This window comes from Mycobacterium sp. NGS18, from assembly GCF_059813185.1.
This window is the reverse complement of sequence record NZ_JCALEC010000003.1, coordinates 1-19,304: the sequence shown is the minus strand read 5'-3', so window position 1 is coordinate 19,304 and position 19,304 is coordinate 1. Positions and strand designations below refer to the sequence as shown.

20 protein-coding genes are annotated in these 19,304 nt (G+C 67.8%); 15 read left to right on the top strand and 5 right to left on the bottom strand.

The window, feature by feature from the left end:
* Window positions 1-35: 35 nt before the first annotated feature.
* Both AC5Y31_RS06445 and AC5Y31_RS06440 read right to left on the bottom strand, forming a co-directional pair.
* Window positions 36-1,661, bottom strand: a complete 1,626-nt coding sequence (locus AC5Y31_RS06445; RefSeq protein WP_499979045.1) for an FAD-dependent oxidoreductase — start codon at window positions 1,659-1,661, stop codon at window positions 36-38.
* Window positions 1,662-1,690: 29 nt separating this feature from the next.
* Entirely contained in the window at window positions 1,691-2,392 is a 702-nt protein-coding gene (locus tag AC5Y31_RS06440) for an IclR family transcriptional regulator domain-containing protein (protein WP_301633587.1), read from the bottom strand.
* A 139-nt stretch (window positions 2,393-2,531) separates the two neighbouring features.
* On the opposite strand from AC5Y31_RS06440, the gene AC5Y31_RS06435 reads away from it, so the two are divergent.
* The 9 genes from AC5Y31_RS06435 to AC5Y31_RS06395 are packed head-to-tail and all read left to right on the top strand — an operon-like array spanning window position 2,532 to window position 12,454.
* Window positions 2,532-3,395 (top strand): alpha/beta fold hydrolase, encoded by an 864-nt coding sequence (locus AC5Y31_RS06435; protein WP_065023236.1) that lies wholly within the window; start codon window positions 2,532-2,534, stop codon window positions 3,393-3,395.
* A gap of 1 nt (window position 3,396) precedes the next feature.
* Window positions 3,397-5,100 carry a bifunctional 3-(3-hydroxy-phenyl)propionate/3-hydroxycinnamic acid hydroxylase gene (locus tag AC5Y31_RS06430; protein ID WP_499979042.1) on the top strand — a complete coding sequence of 568 codons (1,704 nt, stop codon included), beginning with the start codon at window positions 3,397-3,399 and terminating at the stop codon, window positions 5,098-5,100.
* Window positions 5,057-5,986 carry a 3-carboxyethylcatechol 2,3-dioxygenase gene (locus tag AC5Y31_RS06425; protein ID WP_499979040.1) on the top strand — a complete coding sequence of 310 codons (930 nt, stop codon included), beginning with the start codon at window positions 5,057-5,059 and terminating at the stop codon, window positions 5,984-5,986. The genes AC5Y31_RS06430 and AC5Y31_RS06425 overlap by 44 nt, the downstream gene beginning before the upstream one ends.
* Window positions 5,983-7,725, top strand: a complete 1,743-nt coding sequence (locus AC5Y31_RS06420) for an FAD-binding protein (protein ID WP_499979038.1) — start codon at window positions 5,983-5,985, stop codon at window positions 7,723-7,725. The genes AC5Y31_RS06425 and AC5Y31_RS06420 overlap by 4 nt, the downstream gene beginning before the upstream one ends.
* On the top strand, window positions 7,722-9,041 hold the full coding sequence (locus tag AC5Y31_RS06415; RefSeq protein ID WP_499979036.1) for an LLM class flavin-dependent oxidoreductase: 1,320 nt from the start codon (window positions 7,722-7,724) through the stop codon (window positions 9,039-9,041). Before AC5Y31_RS06420 ends, AC5Y31_RS06415 begins: the two co-directional genes overlap by 4 nt.
* Complete coding sequence (locus AC5Y31_RS06410) at window positions 9,038-9,868, top strand: coniferyl-alcohol dehydrogenase (protein ID WP_499979034.1); 831 nt, start codon at window positions 9,038-9,040, stop codon at window positions 9,866-9,868. The genes AC5Y31_RS06415 and AC5Y31_RS06410 overlap by 4 nt, the downstream gene beginning before the upstream one ends.
* Window positions 9,856-10,845 (top strand): cyclase family protein, encoded by a 990-nt coding sequence (locus tag AC5Y31_RS06405; protein WP_301633598.1) that lies wholly within the window; start codon window positions 9,856-9,858, stop codon window positions 10,843-10,845. Before AC5Y31_RS06410 ends, AC5Y31_RS06405 begins: the two co-directional genes overlap by 13 nt.
* 17 nt (window positions 10,846-10,862) lie before the next feature.
* A complete protein-coding gene (locus AC5Y31_RS06400; protein WP_301633599.1) occupies window positions 10,863-11,621 on the top strand; it encodes an alpha/beta fold hydrolase in 759 nt (252 codons plus the stop codon).
* A gap of 11 nt (window positions 11,622-11,632) precedes the next feature.
* Window positions 11,633-12,454, top strand: a complete 822-nt coding sequence (locus tag AC5Y31_RS06395) for an alpha/beta fold hydrolase (protein ID WP_301633600.1) — start codon at window positions 11,633-11,635, stop codon at window positions 12,452-12,454.
* A 56-nt stretch (window positions 12,455-12,510) separates the two neighbouring features.
* On the opposite strand, the gene AC5Y31_RS06390 is transcribed toward AC5Y31_RS06395, so the two are convergent.
* The 3 genes from AC5Y31_RS06390 to AC5Y31_RS06380 are packed head-to-tail and all read right to left on the bottom strand — an operon-like array spanning window position 12,511 to window position 15,039.
* Complete coding sequence (locus AC5Y31_RS06390) at window positions 12,511-12,930, bottom strand: nuclear transport factor 2 family protein (RefSeq protein WP_499979032.1); 420 nt, start codon at window positions 12,928-12,930, stop codon at window positions 12,511-12,513.
* Window positions 12,927-14,411 (bottom strand): aldehyde dehydrogenase family protein, encoded by a 1,485-nt coding sequence (locus AC5Y31_RS06385; protein WP_499979031.1) that lies wholly within the window; start codon window positions 14,409-14,411, stop codon window positions 12,927-12,929. Before AC5Y31_RS06385 ends, AC5Y31_RS06390 begins: the two co-directional genes overlap by 4 nt.
* Before the next feature lie 37 nt (window positions 14,412-14,448).
* Window positions 14,449-15,039, bottom strand: coding sequence for a TetR/AcrR family transcriptional regulator (locus AC5Y31_RS06380; protein ID WP_499979029.1), 591 nt, complete (start codon window positions 15,037-15,039; stop codon window positions 14,449-14,451).
* A gap of 52 nt (window positions 15,040-15,091) precedes the next feature.
* Here AC5Y31_RS06380 and AC5Y31_RS06375 point away from each other — a divergent pair, with 52 nt between their 5' ends.
* The 6 genes from AC5Y31_RS06375 (at window position 15,092) to AC5Y31_RS06350 (ending at window position 19,302) form a co-directional block, all read left to right on the top strand.
* Complete coding sequence (locus AC5Y31_RS06375) at window positions 15,092-16,012, top strand: TIGR03619 family F420-dependent LLM class oxidoreductase (protein WP_499979027.1); 921 nt, start codon at window positions 15,092-15,094, stop codon at window positions 16,010-16,012.
* Window positions 16,013-16,438: 426 nt separating this feature from the next.
* Window positions 16,439-16,846 (top strand): type VII secretion target, encoded by a 408-nt coding sequence (locus AC5Y31_RS06370; protein ID WP_499979025.1) that lies wholly within the window; start codon window positions 16,439-16,441, stop codon window positions 16,844-16,846.
* 24 nt (window positions 16,847-16,870) lie between these two features.
* Window positions 16,871-18,235 (top strand): hypothetical protein, encoded by a 1,365-nt coding sequence (locus AC5Y31_RS06365; RefSeq protein ID WP_499979023.1) that lies wholly within the window; start codon window positions 16,871-16,873, stop codon window positions 18,233-18,235.
* Window positions 18,235-18,921: a hypothetical protein gene (locus tag AC5Y31_RS06360; protein ID WP_499979022.1), complete on the top strand. Its 687-nt coding sequence runs from the start codon at window positions 18,235-18,237 to the stop codon at window positions 18,919-18,921. Before AC5Y31_RS06365 ends, AC5Y31_RS06360 begins: the two co-directional genes overlap by 1 nt.
* Window positions 18,922-19,000: 79 nt before the next feature.
* Window positions 19,001-19,132 (top strand): hypothetical protein, encoded by a 132-nt coding sequence (locus AC5Y31_RS06355; RefSeq protein WP_286167707.1) that lies wholly within the window; start codon window positions 19,001-19,003, stop codon window positions 19,130-19,132.
* Window positions 19,132-19,302, top strand: coding sequence for a hypothetical protein (locus AC5Y31_RS06350; RefSeq protein WP_499979020.1), 171 nt, complete (start codon window positions 19,132-19,134; stop codon window positions 19,300-19,302). The genes AC5Y31_RS06355 and AC5Y31_RS06350 overlap by 1 nt, the downstream gene beginning before the upstream one ends.
* Window positions 19,303-19,304 lie beyond the last annotated feature (2 nt).

Genomic DNA, 19,304 nt, shown 5'->3' with positions numbered 1-19,304 from the left:
GCATTTCCGCTTGGCTGGTGCTGAGCGAATTGTGCTCAAGTGGCCGCATCGCCGGCGGCCGCCGCACGTCCGGCGCGGAACCCGAACACCATCGCCGGGCCGATGGTGCCGCCCGCCCCACCGTAGGCCCGGCCGGTCACCCCGGCCATCGCATTGCCCGCGGCGAACAGACCCCGGATCGGCCGCCCGCTGACGTGCAGGACCCGGCCGTCGTGGTCGGTGCGCGGCCCGCCCTTGGTGCCCATCGCCCCCACCGACAGCGGCACGGCGTAGTACGGCGCGGTGTCGATCGGGCCGAGGGTGCGGCCGGCCGGGGTATCGGCCTGGTCGTCGCCCCAGTAGCCGTCGTAGGCGCTGGCGCCCCGCCCGAACTCGGGATCCACGCCCGCCGCGACACCGCGATTCCAGGCCGCCACCGTGCTGTGCAGACCCTGGGCGTCGATGCCGGTCTTGGCGGCCAGGCTGGACAGGTCGGGGGATTCGCAGAACCAGTCCGGTGGGGTGCCGGCGGGCGCGACGCCGAGGAAACCGTAGCGGCGCAGGTGCTCCGCGTCGAACACGATCCACGCCGGATCGTTGACGTAGCCGCCGCGGGGCTCCAGATAGTGGAAGGCGCCGGCCATCGAGTTGTAGTCGCAGGCCTCGTTGACGAACCGGCGCCCGGACCGGTTGACGATGATGCTGCGCGGGCGGGTGCGCTCCAGTCGAACACTGCGGCTGCGCTGCTTGCCGCCGATGGTGTCGCCGGGGATCCGGACGATCGGAACCCACCACGCCTCGCCCATGTTGGCCAGGTCGGCGCCGTGGGCCATCGCCATGCGCAGTGCGTCGCCGGTGTTGGCCGGTGGTGATACCGCGCCCCGCATCGGTCCCCGCAGGAATGCCTCCACCAGGGCGGTGTCCCATTCGAATCCGCCGTTGGCCAGGATCACGCCCCGCCGGGCGCGCACCCGGCGCGACGTGCCGTCGTGCTCGACCCGCACGCCCGCGATGCCGTGGTCGGCCCCGGCGATGAGCTCGACGCCACGACAGTTGGTCGCCGGCGTCACGCCGGCATCCAGCAGGCCCTTGAGCAGCCCGGCGATCAGCGCGGTGCCCGCCACGCAGAGATCGTCGGCTCCGTTGCCGATGTCGGCGTGCAGCCGGGCGCGGGTCTCGGCGTCGAACCCGACGTTGCTGTAGTCGGCCGGGAACGCGGTGATGCGGTCCTGCCAGTCTTTCCAGGGGCCCAGCCGGAACATATCGTAGGGCAGTGGGCTCAGCGAACGCCCACCTCCCGGGCGCCCGCCGGGCAGCTCCGGCTTGTAGTCCGGGAATCCGGAGGCGACCTCGAAGCAGACGTCGCTGTGCTTCTCGACGAAGTCGACCATCTCCTGGCCGGTCTGTACGAAGGTCGCGACCAACTCCTCGTCCATCGCGCCGAACGACTGCGCCCGCAGGTAGTCCAGCGCGGCGTCGACGGTCAATCCGGGAACCCGGTTGTGCGCGGGGATCCAGGCGATACCACCGGAGACCGCGGTGGTGCCCCCCACGGTCGCGGCCTTCTCGTAGACGGCGACCGATGCGCCGTTCACCGCCGCGGTGAGGGCGGCGGTGAGCCCGGCGCCGCCGGTGCCCAGCACCACCACGTCGAACTCGTCGTCCCAATCACCGACTGTCAATGACGTTTTCCTTTCGGGCACAGCGGGTTTCAGCTGAGGATCTCGGACAGCCGGGCGGCCGCCGCCAGCACGGCAGCTCGGCCACCCAGCACGACATCCTCGCGATGCGAGATCAGGTTGATGCAGGTAGGCGGCGCGGGAGGGCGGCGGCGCACCGGCACCGCCAGTCCGAAGGTCCCGGGCTCGATCTCGCCGTGGGTGACCACCCAGCCCCGCTCGCGGGTCTGCGGGACGATCTCGCGTTCGTCCGGGCGCCGCGGCATCGCGGCCAACAGCGCGATCCCGGCAGCGCCCAGGCTGAGCGGATGGCGACTGCCCTCGTGGAACGCCAGCTGGTAACCGACCTGGGTGGGCACGATGACGGCGACGGCCACCTGCTGGTCGCCCTCGGCCACCAGCAGCGACACCGTGGTCCCGAGTTCGTCGGCGAGCGCGCGCAGCGTCGGCAGGCTCAGCTGGCGCAGGTTGTTGTCGAACGAGGCGCCGAGGACGGCCAGGGCGGCGGCCGAGCGGAACCGGCCGTCTTCTCCCTTGGCCACCAGCCGGTAGCTGGTCAGAGTGTTCAGCAGGCGGTAGGCAATGGTCCGGTGCACGCCGATCTGGTCGGCGATCTGCTGGATCGTCAATCCCTCGGGCGTGGCGGCCACCGCCTGTAATGCGGCCAGCCCCCGAGCCAGGGTCTGCGACCCGGGAGCGGTGTCGGCGGCCGCGTCGGACTTCAGCGTGGTCATCAGCAGCGGCCTCCTTGACATACCCCCATTTGAGAGTGATGCTCTTCAATATAACGTACGTTCATGTGCGATAAAAGCACGCAAAATATGCCGGAATACGAGAATCGTATTTCCGCGCAGTGCAGGGGAGAGGTGGCCGGTGCCGGAGTTCGAGAGCATCTGGAGCGATCTTCAGGGCGTCGCGTTCGAGCAGGGGTATCTGGACGCGGGCGGCGTTCGCACCCGCTACCTGCGCGCCGGCGATCCCGCCAAACCGGTGCTGATGCTGCTGCACGGCTCCGGCGGGCACGCCGAGGCCTACGTCCGCAATCTGGCCGCCCACGCCGAGCATTTCTGGACCTGGTCCATCGACATGCTCGGCCACGGCTATACCGACAAACCCGGCCATCCGCTGGAGATCCCGCACTACGTCGCACACTTGATCGCGGTGCTGGACGCCATCGGCGCCGATCAGGCCAGCATCAGCGGTGAATCGCTCGGCGGCTGGGTAGCGGCGCGCGCCGCCATCGACCACCCCGACCGGGTCGCCCGTCTGGTGCTCAACACCGCGGGCGGTTCCCAGGCCGACCCCGAGGTGATGAAGCGGATCATCACCCTGTCGATGGCCGCCGTCGAGAACCCCGACTGGGAAACCGTCCAGGCTCGCATCAAGTGGCTGATGGCCGACAAGTCCAAGGACTACGACGACATCGTGGCCAGCCGGCAGCGGATCTACCGGCTGCCCGGATTCGTCGACGCGATGCGCGACATCATGGCGCTGCAGGACCCGGAGATCCGGGCCCGCAACCTGCTGGGGCCCGGCGAGTACGGCAAGATCACCGCGCCCACGCTGGTGGTCTGGACCAGTGACGACCCGACCGCCGACGTCGCGGAGGGCAAGCGGATCGCGTCGATGATTCCGGGCTCCCGCTTCGAGCTGATGCCCGGTTGCGGCCACTGGCCCCAGTACGAGGACGCCGAGACTTTCGACCGCCTTCACCTGGACTTCCTGCTGGGGCGCTGAGGTGACCGCACTCAGTGATGTCGACGTCGTGGTGGTCGGTGCCGGCCCGGTCGGCCTCACCCTGGCCAATATCCTTGGACTGCAAGGGGTTCGCACCCTGGTGGTCGAGGACCGCGTCACGCTCATCGACTATCCCCGGGGGGTCGGGCTCGACGACGAGTCCTTGCGCACGTTCCAGGCGATCGGCTTGGTCGATGCCGTTCTGCCGCATACCGTGCCGAACCAGATCCTGCGGTTCTTCGACGGCAGGCGACGGTTGCTGGCCGAAATGGCGCCCGCCGACGCCTGTTTCGGCTGGCCCAAACGCAACGGTTTCGTGCAGCCACTGGTCGACGCCGAGCTGCTGCGCGGCCTGGAGCGCTTCGAGCACGTCCAGGTGCTGTGGGGCCGTCCGATGACCGGGTGCGCTGAGGAGACCGACGGAGTCACGGTGCAGTTGGGCGGTAGCGAGCCGGCCGAGGTGGCCGCCCGCTACGTCGTCGGCTGCGACGGCGGCCGCAGCGCCACCCGCCGGCTGATGGGCGTCTCCTTCGACGGCACCACATCTTCCACCCGCTGGCTGGTCGTCGATGTCGCCAACGACCCACTGGGCCATCCCAACAGTGAGGTCGGGGCCGACCCGGCGCGCCCGTACGCCTCGATCTCGATCGCGCACGGCATCCGGCGCTTCGAGTTCATGATCCACGCCGACGAAACCGACGAGCAGGCCGAGGACCCGGAATTCGTCGCGGCGATGCTGGCCCCCTTCCTGCCCCGTCCGCACGACGTCGACGTGATCCGGCACCGGGTGTACACCCACCACTCCCGGATCGCCGGCGCGTTCCGCCGCGGCCGGCTGCTGCTGGCCGGTGACGCCGCCCATCTCATGCCGGTCTGGCAGGGCCAGGGCTACAACAGCGGGATCCGCGATGCGATGAACCTCGGCTGGAAGCTGGCCGCCGTGGTTCGCGGGCAGGCGCAGCCGAGCCTGCTGGACAGCTACGACACCGAACGCCGCAAGCACGCCCGGGCGATGATCGACCTGTCCACGATGGTGGGCAAAGTGATCTCCCCGACCAATCGCCGGGTCGCCGCCGTGCGGGACCGGGTGATTCGCGCCGCCTCGGCGGTGCCAACGCTCAAGCGCTACGTGCTGGAGATGCGGTTCAAACCGATGCCGCGCTACGAACAGGGTGCGGTCGTCCACGACCAGCCCCGCCGTCCCGACTCGCCGGCCGGAACCCTGTTCATTCAGCCCCGCGTGGACACCCGCACCGCAACGGATCTCCTGCTCGACGACGTGATCGGCACCGGCTTCGCGGTGCTGGCCTGGAACAACAATCCCCGCATCCTGCTCGGAGAAGAAGCCTTCGGACGATGGAAAGCCTTGGGGGCCAGCTTCATCGCCGTTCGGCCCTCGACTCAGCTGCACTGGACCCCGCCGGGAGCCGAAGACGACCCGGCGATCACCATCGTCGGTGATCGCAGCGGGGCGTTGAAGTCCTGGTTCGACCGCCACGCCGAGTCGGTGCTGTTCCTGCGTCCGGACCGCTGCATCGCCGCCGCCTGCATCGCCCAGCGCGCACCCGAGGTGAGCGCTCAGCTCTTCGGTGCCTTGGCCCTCGGCCCGGCTCTGCCTGCCGAAGGGGGTGATCGCCCCGATGGCACTGGCCCTGTGCTGCATGTCCCACAGCCCGCTGCTGAATCTGCCGGGACCGCCCCCTGAGCTGATGCACGACATCGAGACCGCGATCGATCAGGCCGCGGCGTTCGTCGCCGACTTCGACCCGCAGCTGACGGTGGTGTTCGCGCCGGATCACTACAACGGCTTCTTCCTGCGGCTGATGCCGCCGTTCTGCATCGGCACCTCCGCGCAGGGCATCGGCGACTACGGCACCTATGCCGGCCCCCTGAACGTCGCCGCGGATCTGGCCGCCGACTGCGCCGCGGCGGTGCTGGATCACGGTGTGGATGTGGCCGTTTCGGCCGGCATGGACGTCGACCACGCCATGGTGCAGCCACTGCAGCGACTGTTCGGTGACGCCACCGCATGCCCGGTGATCCCGATCTTCATCAACGCCGTCGCCGCCCCGTTGGGGCCGATCCACCGTGCCCGCGCCCTGGGCGCCGCGGTCGGCGACTATCTGGCCACCCTGGATCTGCGGGTGCTGATCCTGGGATCCGGTGGACTCTCGCATGACCCGCCGATCCCCACCCTGGCGACCGCGCCGCCGGTCACCCGAGACCGGCTGCTGCACGGCACCGCGATGAGCGCTGAGCAGCGGCAGGCCCGCCAGGACGCGGTCATCGCGGCGGCGCGCGACTTCGCGGCCGGAACCAACGACCTCGCGCCGCTGAACCCCGACTTCGATCAACGGTTCCTGTCCCTCCTCGACAGCGGGCGGCTCGATGAGCTCGCCGACTGGTCGAACGCTTTCATCACCGAGGCCGGCGGTGGCTCCGCACACGAGATCCGCACCTGGGCCGCGGCGTTCGCCGCCCTGGCGGCTCAGGGCGGCTACCGCACCGTCGACCGCTACTACCGCCCGGCCCCGGAACTGATCGCCGGGTTCGCCATCCGCACCGCAGAACGCACGGAGGTGAGCGGATGACCCAAACAGAGCATGTCGTCGACGTGCTGGTGATCGGCTCCGGCGGCGGCGGTATGACCGCAGCGCTGGCCGCCGACGCCCGCCGACTGGACACCCTGGTGGTGGAGAAGTCGGCGTACTTCGGCGGATCCACCGCCCTGTCCGGCGGCGGCATCTGGGTGCCCGGCGCCCCCGCGCAGCGCCGGGAGGGCTATGCCCCCGACCCCGACGACGTCGTCACCTACCTGCGCGCCATCACCGACGGCCTGGTCGACGAGGCACGACTGCGGCAATACGTCGATGCGGCCCCGCGGATGATGGAGTTTCTCGAGCAGGCCAGCAGCTGGTTCGAATTCGTCTGGAAACCCGGTTACGCCGACTACTACCCGGAACTGCCGGGCGGGTCGGAGCTGGGCAGCACCATCAATGTTCCGGCCATCGACCTGCGCAAACTCGGCGACGAGGAGCAGCACCTGCTGGCCCCGCTGGCGCTGGCCCCCAAGGGAATCTGGCTGGGGCCCAAAGACCTTCGGCTCTTCTATCAGGTGCGCCAGTCATGGCGCGGCAAAGCCGTGCTGGTCAAACTGCTGTGGCGGATGTTCCGCGCCCGGGTGTTCGGGGACCGGATGGCCGCCATCGGCCAGTCGCTGGCGGCGCGGCTGCGCCTGGCCATGCTCGAACGCGACATCCCGCTGTGGCTCGACACACCGATGACCGAGCTCATCAGCGACGGCTCGGGCGCGGTCACTGGGGCCGTGGTGCACCGCGACGGCGCAGCGCAGCGCATCACCGCGCGTCGCGGCGTCATTCTGGCCAGCGGCGGATTCGACCACGACATGGCCTGGCGCAAGCAGTATCAGCCGGTGCTGGAACAGGATTGGAGCTTCGGCAACCCGCTGGCCACCGGTGACGGGATCCGGGCCGGGGAGCGCGTCGGGGCCGCCACCGAACTGCTCGACGAGGCGTGGTGGTTCCCCGCGCTGTGCTGGCCCGACGGCCGCCTGCAGTTCATGCTCAACGAACGCATGATGCCGTCCCAGTTCATCGTCAACGGCAACGGGGAGCGATTCATCAACGAGGCGGCGCCCTACATGGACTTCGCGCACGCCATGATCGCCGGCCAGCAATCCGGCATCACCCACATCCCGTGCTGGCTAATCACCGACCAGCGGTCCTTTCACCGCTATGTGGTGGCCGGTCACCTGCCGATCCCGAAGGTGCCCGGTGCGCCGGTGCCCACCGGGCGCCGGATACCCCAGGCCTGGCTGGACTCCGGGGTGGTCAAGGCGGCCAACTCCTTCGACGAGCTGGCCGCCGCGATCGGTGTGCCGCCCGACCGGCTACGGCACACCGCGAACCGGTTCAACGAGCTCGCGGCCGCCGGCCACGACGACGACTTCAACCGCGGCGACAGCGTCTACGACAACTACTACGGCGATCCCACCCTGCCCAACCCCAACCTGCACCCGCTGGGCAAGCCGCCCTACTACGCGTTCCAGATCATCCTGGGCGATCTCGGTACCTCCGGTGGCCTGCGCACCGATGAGCACGCCCGGGTGCTGCGCGCCGACGACTCGGTGATCGAGGGCCTCTATGCGGTGGGCAACACCGCTTCGCCGGTGATGGGCCGCAGCTACGCCGGAGCCGGAGCAACCATCGGCCCGGCGATGACGTTCGGTTACGTGGCAGCACAACATCTTTCCAGCAGTCGTCGTCCCCTCGGCGCGCAGACTCCCAACCAATCAGGAGGTAACCCGTGAAGATCTCACTGTTCTACGAATTCGCGCTGCCACGTCCGTGGTCGGATGACGACGAGCACAAGCTCTTCCAGGACGGCCTCGACGAGGTGGAGGCGGCCGATAAGGCCGGGTTCTCGACGGTGTGGGTCACCGAGCACCACTTCCTTGAGGAGTACTGCCACGCCACCGCCCCCGAGATGTTCCTGGCCGCGGCCAGTCAGCGGACCAAGGACATCCGGCTCGGCTTCGGGATCATGCACCTGCCGCCGGTGGTGAACCATCCGGCCCGGGTGGCCGAGCGGGTCGCCACCTTGGACCTGCTGTCGGGCGGTCGTGTCGAGTTCGGCACGGGGGAGGGGTCCTCGATCGCCGAGCTCGGTGGCTTCGGCATCGACCCAGCCGACAAGCGCGCCCAGTGGGAGGAAGCCCTCGAGGTGTCGATCCGCTGCATGACCGAGGAGCCGTTCACCGGATTCAGCGGCGAGCACGTGCAGATGCCGGCCCGCAACGTCGTCCCCAAGCCGCTGCAACGGCCCCACCCCCCGGTCTGGGTGGCCTGCACTCGACCGGCGTCGATCCAAATGGCGGCCGAGAAGTGCATCGGCGCCCTGAGTTTCGCCTATACCGGACCCGGACCGCTGGCCGAGCGGGTCAACGGCTACTACAAGCAACTCGAAGAAATCGGTGTCCCGGCCACCCCGCAGATGAACCCCAACATCCTGGCGATCGGCGGCGACCTGTCGATGATGGTCGCGCCGACCGAGGAGCAGGCCCTCGACCGCCTCGGGGTGGGCGGCGGCTTCTTCTCCTTCGGGATCATGCACTACTACATGACCGGTCAGCACACGCCGGGCCGGACCGGGGTGTGGGAGCGCTATCTCCAAGAGGTCGAGAAAGACCCGACGCTGGCCTACGGTCCGGGCCGCGGCGCGATCGGCACCCCGGCGATGGTGCGGGAGTTCCTGCGCGGCTACGAGGAAAGCGGCGTTGACGAGATTATCCTGCTGCTCAACCCGCGCAGTCACGAAGCGACCATGGAGGCGATCGAACTGATGGGCACACAGGTCTTGCCGGAGTTCATCGAACGCGACGAGAAGGCAGTGGCCGACAAGGCCAAAAGGCTCGCGCCGGTGCTCGAGAAGCTCGAGTCTCGCCGGCCGAAGTCCAGCGCGCCGGAGTTCGACGAGGACTACTCGTTCGGCGGCCTGCCGACCGGGCGGGACAAGTTCACCGCCACCGAGATCCCCGAGGCCATGGCCGAGATCAACGAGGGGCGGGTCCAGGCAGCCCAGCGTGCTAGAGAAGAGCGAGAAGAGCGGGACCGCGGTCAGCAATGACCGCATCCGGCGGGCTGTGGCGCTATGACGGTCGACGGGCCGTGGTCACCGGCTGCGCGTCGGGAATCGGCGCGGAGCTGGTGGGCCAGCTCGCTGAGCTAGGGGCGACCGTCATCGGCCTGGACCGGGTTGAGCCCGCGGTGCCCGTCGACGAGTTCCACCGGCTGGATCTGGCTGACTCGGGATCGATCGAGCAGGCGGCCGGGGCGATTCGGGCACCCGTGCATGCGCTGTTCAACGTTGCCGGGGTGTCGTCGGGCATCGGGGACCCCGAACGGGTGGTCGCGATCAACTTCCTGGGCACCCGCCACCTCACCGAGGCACTGTTGCCGGCGATGCCGGCGGGATCAGCGATCGCCAATGTCTCATCGCTGGCCGCCGCCGGTTACCGGGAGAACGCGCAGACCACGGCCGGCCTGCTGAACTCCACGGACCTGGCCGGCGGGTTGCAGTGGTGCCGAGCGCATCCCGAGGCGCTCGCCGACGGCGGATACCGGCTCGCCAAGGAGGCGATCATCCTGTACGGCATGCTCAATACCGATCGGCTGGCGAGTCGCGGTATCCGGATCAACTGCACCGCACCCGGAGTCACCGAAACCCCGATCCTCGACCAATTGCGCCGTAGCTACGGTCAGAGCTACCTCGACGACATCCCCAAGCCGCTGGGCCGGGTGGCCAGCCCGAGCGAACAGGCCGCCCCGCTGGTGTTCCTCAACAGCCCGGCAGCCGGTTACATCACCGGCCAGGTGCTCTGGGTCGACGGCGGCAACATCGCCGGCCGCATCGCCGCCGTGCTGGCGAACGGGGCGTGTTCGTGGCCGGCCTGAGCGAGTTCCGCCGTGTCGGTGAGGCGGTCCGTAACTGGGGGCGCTGGGGCGACGACGACGAGCTGGGCACGCTGAACTTCATCACGCCTGAAAAAGTCGCCGAAGCCGCCGCCCTGGTGCGCCACGGCAAGGTCTTCCCGCTCGGGGTGGACTTCGGCTCGTCCGGCCCGCAGGGCGCATTCGCTTTTCGGCACAACCCGATTCACACCATGACCGTCGACGGCGGTGACGTGAACACGCTGGCGCGGTACGGGCCGGAATGGCACCGCAACATCGTTGCCCAGCAGTTGAGCAAGTTCTTCGTCGACAACCCATTCCGGTTCAACGACGACATGATCGTCATGCCGCTGCAGGCCGCGACCCAGTGGGATGCACTGTCGCACGTCTACTACGACGACCAGCTCTACAACGGCTTCCCGGCGAACTCGGTGACCAGCCTGGGCGCCTACCACTGCGGTATCGACAAAGTCGACGGCAAGGGCATCACCTCCCGCGGGGTGCTGCTCGACGTGGTCGCCCACCGCGGCGCGGACACCTTCCTGCCACTGGGCTCCCCGATCACCCCGGACGAACTCGACGACGTCGCCCGCGCCCAGCAGGTCACGATCGCCGCCGGCGACATTGTGCTGGTCCGAACGGGTTGGTGGACACGGTTTCTGCAAACCGGTGACGGTGCTGCGCCGGGCGCCGGGCTGGACTGGCGGTGTGCGGTGTGGCTGCACGAACACGATGTCGCCGCAGTGGCCGCCGACAACCTGATGGTCGAGGACCCGGTGTCCGGCGTCGAGGGAACCTTCCTGCCCATGCACATGCTGTGCCTGCGCGACATGGGCATGATGCTGGGCGAGTACTGGGATCTCGGCGCGCTGGCCGCCGATTGCGCCGCCGACGGGGTGTACGAATTCCAGTTGGTGGCGCCGCCGTTACGGGTGACCGGCGCAGTGGGGTCGCCGGTGAACCCGATCGCGATCAAGTAGTCGGCAGGGGAGTTGTCATGCGATTCGTCTTTGTCCACGGTGGGTTTCACGCCGGCTGGTGCTGGAGCCGCACCGTCGCGGAGCTGGAAAAGATCGGCCACACCGGCATCGCGATCGACCTGCCCGGCCACGGCGCTCGGCTGAACGAGGAGTCGACCCTGGCGAACCGGCGGGAAGCCGTCGCGGCGGTGCTGCAGGCCGGCGATGTCCTGGTCGGGCACTCCGGCGGCGGATTCGACGCGACGCTGGGCGCCGACAGTGCACCGGAGCTGGTGCGCCACATCGTCTACCTGGCCGCGGCATTGCCACGGGAGGGACACAGCTACACCGATGCGATGACGATGGGCAGCGAGGGAACCGAGTTCTTCGACACCGCCGCCGCTGACATGCTGTCCCACCTGCACTTCGCCGACGACGGCGCGATGACCTTCGCCGACGTCGACGGTGCGCGGCAGTACTTCTACCACGACTGCGATGACGAAACTGTGCGGTGGGCCTTCGAACGGCTCGGGCCGGAACGGTTCGGCGAGACCACGGTTGCGCCGGTATCGGTGGGCAACTTCTGGGCGGCCGAGATCGGCCGCAGCTTCATTCGCTGCGAACAGGACCGCGCCTACCCGCGCTGGCTGGCCGACCTGGTCTGCAAGCGACTAGGGGTGGAACCGCTGACCATCGACGCGTCGCACTCGCCGTTTTTGAGCCGACCCGCCGAACTGGCCGAACTGCTGGTGCACGCCACCACGACGCGCCCGACCGGCCCGCTGATCCCGAACTAAAGGAGCCGACGTTGCTGGTTGCGCGAGAGACCGTCCTGGTGGACGGGCTGAGCACCTCCTACCTTCAAGCCGGTGATCCGGCCCGCCCGGCCGTGGTGCTGCTGCACGGCGGGGAGTTCGGCGCCGGTGCCGAAATCGGTTGGGAACGCACTATCACCGCCCTGGCGCAGCAACACCACGTGCTCGCACCCGACCTGCTCGGCTTCGGGGAGTCGGCCAAGGTCATCGACTTCAACGACGGCCGGGGCATGCGGATCCGCCATGTCGCGCGGTTCTGCGCCGCGCTCGGCGTCGAATCCGCTGATTTCGTTGGCAATTCCATGGGCGCGATCATGCTGCTCGTCGACACCACTTCGGAGGCACCGCTGTTGCCGGTGCGCCGAATGGTCGCCATCTGCGGCGGCGGCGAGATCCAGCAGAACCAGCACATGGCCGCGCTCTACGACTACGACGCCACCCTGCCCGCGATGCGCCGGATCGTCGAGGCGCTGTTTCATGATCCGGCCTATCCCGCCGACGAGGACTACGTGCAGCGCCGCTATGCCTCCAGCACCGCGCCCGGCGCCTGGGAGGCGATCGCGGCCGCCCGGTTTCGCCGGCCCGGCGCCGAACCGCCCCCGCCGGCATCCAGTGATCGCCGCTACGAACGGATCTCGGTGCCGGCGCTGGTGGTCGAGGGCGGCTGTGACAAGTTGCTACCAGCCGGCTGGGCGAAACAGATCGCCGATCAGATTCCGGGTGGCCGGGCGGTCGTTGTCGACGACGCCGGGCACTGCCCGCAGATCGAGCAGGCCGAGCAGGTCAACAGATTACTGCTGGACTTCCTGCGCTGATTTAACCCGGCGGTTAGCGAGCCTCGACGGAGGAGAGGCGAAGCTGGACCGGCGATTTAACCCGGCGGATTGGTGAACCAGAGGTTCTCCTCGCGCAGGCTCCGGCTGCGCCAGCCCTCGGCAGTACGGACCAGCTCATGATGGTAGTAGCCGCCGCAGTAACTCAGATCGGCCATGCCCGGTAGTTGCATCGGGTTGTAGAACATCGCCCGTACCAGCGCGGTGTCCCCAGTGTGTCCCAGGATCTCGATGTTAGTGATGTAGTGCATCGACATCGGGATTGCGGTAAAAGCGGCGGCCAGCCAGTCGGTCACCTCGTCGCGGGTGCCGCTAACGGCACCGGCCGAGGTGTAGTCGATGACGGCATCTTCGGTGAATACCGACCGGTACAGCGCCCAGTCCTTCGTATCGACGGCGCGGGCGTAGCGGTAGAGCAGGGCGGAGATCTCCAGCCGGTCTTCGGCCGGCACCGTCATTGCGGCATCCCGATGGTCTTGATGTGCAGGTACTCGGTGAAACCTATTGTGCCGTTGCGGTATCCCAGGCCGCTCTGCTTGGTGCCGCCGAACGGGCTGTCGATGCCGAAGTGGCTCTTGGCGTTGATGCTGACGTTGCCGGTGCGCATCCGGGTGGCCACCGCCATCGCCCGGTCCACGTCGGCGCTGCTGACCTCACCGGAGAGTCCATAGATCGAGTTGTTGGCGATCGCGACCGCTTCGTCGTCGGTGTCGTACGGCGTGACGGTGAGGACCGGACCGAAGATCTCCTCCTGCGCGATCCGGCTGTTGGGGTCGACGTCGGCCAGCAGCGTCGGTTGCACGTAGTAGCCGGTGGGCAACTGCTCCGGGATACCGCCGCCGGTGACCAGCCGCGCACCCGAATCCACGCCGGAGGCGATCAGGTCCAACACCTTGCGCCGCTGCGTCTCGCTGATCTGCGGGCCCTGCATATTGCCCGGCGTCCACGGGTCACCGATCGGGAAGTTCTCCATCGACGCCTTCAGCACCGCTAGCCCCTCGTCGTAGCGACTGCGGGGCAACAGGATCCGCGACGGCAGCACACAGCTCTGGCCCGACATGACGCAGGCCATCATCGCGGCCATCGGCAGCGCCGAGTTGAAGTCCGCGTCGTCGAGCACGATGTGCGCCGACTTGCCGCCGAGCTCCAGCAATGTCTTCTTCACCGTGGCGGCACCGGCGGCCAGGATGGCCCGTCCGGTCGCGGTGGAACCGGTGAAGGTGATCATGTCGACGCGGGGATCCGCCGACAGCGCCGCACCGACCTCGTTGGCGTTCGAGGTGACGACGTTGAACACCCCGGCCGGAATATCGGTGTGCTCGGCCACGATCCGGCCGAGCTCGCTGCCGGACCACGGTGTGAGCTGCGCCGGCTTGAGCACGACGGTGTTACCGGCCATCAACGCCGGGACAGTCTCGGCGATGTTGAGATACAGCGGCACATTCCACGGGGTGATCGCACCGACCACACCGAGCGGCTCGTAGTGCAGTTTGCGCCGCGCCGGGCCCAGCGGTGTGTCGTGCAGTCCGGTGTCCACCAGGTAGTCGAAGGCGCGGGCGTGATCGGCCCAATGCTTCACCTCGGCGATCGGACTCTCGATCTGGCTGCCGGTGACGGTGACCGGGCACCCCACCTCGGTGATCAGGATTCGGCGCAGCCGCTCCTTCTCGGCCTCGAGCGCGGTGTGCAGCTGCATCAGGCAGTGGTAGCGGAAATTCACATCGTGGGCCCAGTCGCCTGCGTCAAACGCGCGCCGGGCCGCGCCGACCGCGCGCTGCATGTCCTCGACGGTGCCGTCGGCGGCCGTTCCGGCCACCTGTTCGGTGGCGGGGTGTACGACGTCGAACGTCGCGCCGCTGCCGGTGGTGACCAGCTCGCCGTCGATGAACATCCGTCCTTCGCCGGCCAGCACACCCGAATCATCTTGTGCCGCAGTCATCGTCTGGATCCTTCCGATGTTGGTGAGCCACACTACTCTATGAACGTAGAGCAGCGGAAGAGCCGAGCCCGACGATGATGCCCGAAATCAGGGCATCCAGCTCCGCGGCGCTGCCGATCCTGCGGTCCCCGGCCGCGAACCCCTGCAGCACACCGCCGATGAACATCATCACCACGTAGGCCTGTCGGTCGGCCAGTGCTTGGTCGGGATGGCCGTGCTGTAATCGCAGAACCGCGTCGGTGATCAGTGCCAGGAACCGATCGCGATAGCTGCGGAGCGCCTCGTCGAGCAACGGGTCGCGGATCGCCTGCAACGCCAGTTCCTGGCGGGCCTTGGTCCGGACCAGTCTGGTCCCGGTGGCCGAACGCATCACCAGGGCCGCCAGCCCGGACGGTTCGTTCGCCGCTGCGCTCAAATCCTTGAGATCCAGCTCGGACACCCGGACCGCGACGGCCTGCAGCAGCGCCGATCGGGTGCGGAAGTAAAACGAGGTGGTCCCATCGGGTACACCGGCCTTGCGGTCTACCTTGAGATGGCTGACCCCTTTCACGCCGTCGTCGGCGAGCAGCCGGATCGCGGTGTCGCAGAGTTCGCGCCGGCGCTGGTCAGGGTTGGGCTTACGTCGCATGGTTCGACTGACTCTAGTCCGCAACCTTCTCTACTGTTGTAGAGTACCGCGGATGAAGCTGGTGTTCAGCCTGCCCCACATGCTGCGGCTGAAAGCGATGATGCAGCCGTGGGAGGCGGTCGTCACCGGAGCCGACCAGACCCGGATGGCCAAGCGTGCTGATGAGTTGGGCTACGACATGATCGCCGTGCCGGAGCACATCGTCATCCCGGCCGAGCATGTCGAACTCTCCGGCCCGCACTACTTTCAGTCGACCGCCGCTCAGGCCTACCTCGCCGGGGCGACCGAGCGGATCATGCTCAATTCGTGCGTCACCGTGCTGCCGCTGCACCAGCCGATCGTGCTCGCCAAGGCGCTGGCCACCGCAGACTGGCTCAGTGGCGGCCGGATGATGGTCACCTTCGGCGTGGGCTGGCTGCAGCGTGAGTTCGGCGTGCTCGGTGTGCCTTTCGGCGAACGCGGACGGATCGCCGACGAGTATCTGGCGGCGATCATCGAGCTGTGGACCAGCGAGGCGCCGCGGTTCGCGGGTCGCTACGTGTCCTTCGACGAGGTGGCGTTCGAGCCGAAGCCGGTGCAGCGGCCCCATCTTCCGGTCTGGATCGGCGGTGACGCGGATGCGGCGTTGCGCCGGGCCGCGAAGTTCGCCTCGGGTTGGTGGAGCTTCCTGACCCCGCCGGAGAAGATCGGCGAACGGGTGGACTTCATCAAATCCCAGCCGGAGTACGACGGGCGGCCCTTCGACGTGGTGCACGGAATGGCGACCACCCGGGTCGGGGAAGGCCATGTCCGCCGTGACGACCCGCAGGCCCGCTCGGGCATGAGCGGCCAGCAGATCATCGACCGGTTGAGCTGGCTGGGCGAACAGGGTGTGACGGTCAGTGCCGTACCGCTGCCGGCCGTGCGCGGCGTCGACGAGTACCTCGACTACGCCCAGTGGGTGATGGAGGAGATCAAGCCGAAGGTGCCGTGATACCGGAGGCGCTCAAAGCGCAGGCGGAGCGAAGATTCTGACGACCGCCATGCGCAAGAACGGGCGGAACACGGCCTGGTCGCGCACAGGCCCTTGATCCATCCGGGTAGGCGACCCCGAAACCGAGCACTGTCACAGCAGATGTCGACGCGGGACGGCCACCATCACGACATCCGCAACTCATGGGTCAAGGACGGTATTGGCCGTCGGTGCCTTCGCCGCGGCGGAGAGATCTTCACACCGCGGCACACGACACCCGGGGACTTCGCGGCGAACCGGTCGAACGCTGCGTCGGCGAGTACTTCTATCGGACCGGACCGTACAGCTCTGAGTCCGATGCGATTAAGCCTGACCCGCGACCTGCACCGCACGCGCGTGGACGACGGTCACGTGGCCCGCGTCGCCTCCTTCAAATACAGTTCCTCCATGACCTCGCCCACCCTCAAGGTCACACCCGAAGGTCTGCGCACCGCGGCGCAGCGTTGTGAAGCCCTCGCGGCGACGGTCGCACCGGCTCTGTCCACCGTGACCATCTCCGGCTGGCAGTCCACCGGCGCAGCGACGAGTGCGGTAAATGCGGGGATGAACACCATCGCCACCGCCTGCAAATCCCGGATGACCGCGAACGGGGCCAAGCTCACCAAAGCGGCGAGCATCTACGAGAACCAGGAAGGCCACGCCGCGCAGCGACTCACCGCGGTGGGCTCGCACCTGCCCGCCGGATCGGGCGGCGACGGCAGTGCCGGCGACCTGCCGCCCGGCTTCACTCCGCTCGCCCCGCGCGGGTCGGGCATCGATGGCGGCGCAGCCGGCGGGTTCGGGATAGGCCGGTAGCCCTCGATGTCTGGTCTACCCACTTTGTCCGAGGTCCGCGCTGCCACCTGGGACCACCTGCGGACCAACGCCGCCGCCTGGCGAAACCTCGGGCGCACCTGGGAGTCCGCGTTCACCGAGGTGCACCAATCCTCCCTGCGGCCCGGCGGGACCGACTGGACCGGTTCGGGTGCCGAAGCATTCCAGGACCGCGCCTACCTCGACCTGGTGAAGATCCGCACGCCCGTCGATGTCACCGACACCCTCGCGGGGATCGCCGAGCGTGGCGCTGACGCTCAGGGCGGCAACAAGAGTTCGGTGCTCGACACCGTGGACGAAATCGAGAACGACAACTTCACCGTCGGTGAAGACTGGTCGGTGACCGACAGGATCACCTGGTACAGCTCCGCCGCGGAACTCCAACAACGCGAACAGGCAGCTGAGGACCACCGGAGCTTCCTCATGTCTAAGGTCGACAAGCTCGTCGGCGAGGAGGACGCCATCTCCCGCAACCTCACCACAGCCAGCGCGGGGTTGCACGAGTTCAGCTTCGGCGATGAGGGCGCCGACGGCGGGAATGGCGGGCAGCCGCGTGCCGGTGCCGATCCTGCTGATCCAGCGGAGCAACGCGATCTGGCGATCGTCAATGATCCCGACGCGGACCCGACGGCGCGGCAGTTAGCGCAGGAACGTCTTGACGACTTGCGAAACTCTCAAATCGTCGGTGACTTGCCAATCGATCCTGTTCTCGGAGGCGACGCACGTAGCCGAGCCCAAGCCAGACGTCAGCTTCAAGATTTTTTGGAATCCGGGCAAGCCTTTTCAGACCGCCCACCACTAACGCCGGATCAAGCTACCCAGATGGTCGACAGGCTTGAGGTCCAGGGCCGGGAAACGGTTCTTCGCGGTTTCGCCGGTCAACTGGAAGCGGCGGGCGTATCTCCGCCCGGGATCCAGCGTGCGCTCGACGAAGTACAAAGCGGAAAGACACCCGGGCAGGTGATCCGGGAGGCGGGAGCCGGGGCAGCCGGCTGGGGCGGCGCGTTGGGCGGCGGCGCGCAGTCCCATGGTGCGGCTCTGCCGAACGGCAGGCATTGGGGGAGCGCTCAGGTGTGGTCGAAAGCGGACGCTCAAGCCCTCGAGATGTTCGGTCGACGGCTTGGTTACGCCGGCATCGGACTCGACGCTCTATTGACTTTCGACAACATCGAGCACGGGGCTCCGAAAGGCGAGGAAATTGCCAAACTTGGTGGACGCAGCCTCGGTGGAATCGCTGGAGGATTCGCGGCCGGTGCGGCGTGGGGCTCGTTGGTGGGGCCGGAGGGGACTTTGATTGTCGGACTTCTCGGGGCGGTCGCAGGCGGTATTGGTGGGGAGAAGCTCGTGACGTTGGGCCTAGGTGGTCAATGATGAGCGATTTGCTTTTCTGGGTAGTGGCCCTGTGTTTCGTTGCCGGATTCATGCTCTCGTTCCTCAACATCAGCAGAAGTATGCAGCGGCGTCTCTACTGGAGCTGTGCATGCGCAGCAGGAGTGGCTGGCGCCATGTCGACGTATCCGACGTGGGACGGCGCTGCCACGCTGGGCATTCTGCCCTTGGCGGCGATGGTGGTGATGGCCTATGTGGCCACTCCCTATATCAAGATCGGCGGAAAGATTTACTCACTGACGGTCGGCGCGCAGCGCCCCGACGCTGAAGTCGTGCCTCACGCTGAGAACGTTTCCACGGAGCCGGAAACCGATCCGACGCCGGATTCGTACAGCGGGCTCCTCACGCCGGCAACAATGTGGTGGATGCTCGTGGTGATAGCGGCAATCGCCGCCGGGAACGTATATGGCTTCGCGGTCGGGAAAGGGGAGGTTTGGGTCGCGATAATGGTGGCCGCGCTGCTTGCATTGCTGGCTGCCGGCACCGGATACGGGGACGCGAGCGGGCGTTGTCCGGTAGCGCGCAGACAGTTCGTACAGTTCGGCGTAGCGTCGGTCATCACGGCTGGCGGCTTCGCTCTGGTGTACCTGACCGCCTATTACCTCGGCCAGCGCCGACCGCTGCAACGCGCGCAGTCGATGGAACGCCGGGCCCACCCACGCCACTGAAAAGTGAAACTTTGGAGCCCCGCCCCTGACCCGATCGTCCTCGCGGGGCGTGCGCATTTCAGCCCGTCGGGGCGCGCTGATGCGAGTGTTGGCCATCGCCGCGCCGCTCGGTGCCGCGGTGATCGCAGCCAGCTACGCCCAAGTCGACACTCAAACCCTTCTTGTCCCCACCAATTACCCGCCGGTCAACGCTGAAAGCGCGGTGCGCTAATGCCACCCACACGGCTGATCACCCTCACAGTCGCGCTTCTCATTGCTCATGTGCCGACCGCCTGCGGGTTCAACAACGTCGCGAAAGTGTCCACTCAAGACATTCCCATCGACGACGCCGTGCAGAAGATCAACGGTGCCGCTAATGGGCACACCTTCCAGCATCTCTGATC